1 protein-coding gene is annotated in these 1324 nt (G+C 39.7%); it reads right to left on the bottom strand.

From position 1 onward, the window contains the following. Positions 1–51 precede the first annotated feature (51 nt). A complete protein-coding gene (locus FGQ66_RS15010; RefSeq protein ID WP_002339194.1) occupies positions 52–1224 on the bottom strand; it encodes an IS256-like element IS1542 family transposase in 1173 nt (390 codons plus the stop codon). Positions 1225–1324 lie beyond the last annotated feature (100 nt).

Raw genomic sequence — 1324 nt, 5'->3', positions numbered from 1 at the left:
AGTCAAGTCCATAATCCTGTGTAAAATACTATACAATGTTTTACCGGTCTCTCATTGATCAAACTTAATATATTTTCTTGTAGAACTGAGCCATTCGTCATGAAGGTCCATAAGGACAGCTCCAATTAATCGATTGGCAGACGTTCGGTTGGGAAAAATCCGAATAATCTTTTCTCTTCTGCGGACTTCCTGGTTCAGTCGTTCAAGAAGGTTGGTGCTTTTTAGCCGATTGTGACCATTTCCGATAACCGTGTATTGAAAGGCATCTTCGAAGCCATTATCCAATGTTTCGCAAGCTTTTGTATATTTAGACTGGTCGATATATTCACCGACTAAGGCATTCTTAGCTGTTCGAGCGAGTTCAATATCCGTAAACTTAAAGATCGCTTTTACTGCTTCTCTAAACGGTTTTGAATTCTTTTTTGGAATGTAACTGAAGATGTTTCTTAAAAAATGGACCTGGCATCTCTGCCAACTTGCGTTGGTAAATGACTTACGAATTGCAGACACTAGGCCTTTATGGGCATCAGAAATGATGAGTTCTGTCCCCTGTAGACCGCGTTCTTTTAAGTATTCAAAGAAGATGGACCATGTGTCATCACTTTCTTCATTTTGGATCATGAAGCCAATGATTTCACGATCACCACCTTCTGTTATCCCGATCGCAATATGGCAGCTTTTAGAAAGCACTCGATGGTCCTCACGGACTTTTATGTAGAGAACATCAGTCATCAGATAAGGATAACTCGTACCTGAGAGTGAACGGTTCTGCCATTCGTTGACCATCGGGTCTAACTGCTCAGTCAGGCTAGAAACAAAAGATTTCGATACCGATTTTCCACATAGCTCTTCAACAATCTTTGAAACTTTACGTGTCGAAACGCCTGAAACATACATCTCAAGCATTGAAGCGAGCAGTGCCTTTTCATTTCGCTGATAACGCTCAAACACCGTCGGTGAAAATTCACCATCACGTGTTCTAGGCACTTTTAATTCGAGTGTGCCCACACGAGTCGTAAAGTCTCGCTCATAATAGCCATTTCTTTGACTCTGACGACTTTCTGAACGTTCATAGTCATCGGCTTGAATATATTCTGTTCGTTGATTTTCCATCAATTGGTTGAAAACAGTGGTTAAAATATTTTTAGAAACATCATCTTTTACCGAATGTTCAATAATACTTTGAACCTCTTCGTTGTTCAGTGTAAAATGTACTTGGGTCATGTAACGTCCTCCTGGGTATGTTTTTGTGGTTAAAAACATTGTACCGTAAAAGGGCTGTTACATGGCCTTTTATCTTTTACACAATTATATGGACTTTATC

Source organism: Enterococcus sp. BSD2780061688st2 D3, assembly GCF_005844145.1.
In the GTDB taxonomy this organism is placed as follows: domain Bacteria; phylum Bacillota; class Bacilli; order Lactobacillales; family Enterococcaceae; genus Enterococcus_B; species Enterococcus_B durans.
This window is presented reverse-complemented; position numbering and strand designations above follow the sequence as displayed.

Coding starts and splice junctions, on each gene's coding strand:
- FGQ66_RS15010 (WP_002339194.1), bottom strand. CDS start 1,224: ATGACCCAAGTACATTTTACACTGAACAACGAAGAGGTTCAAAGTATT.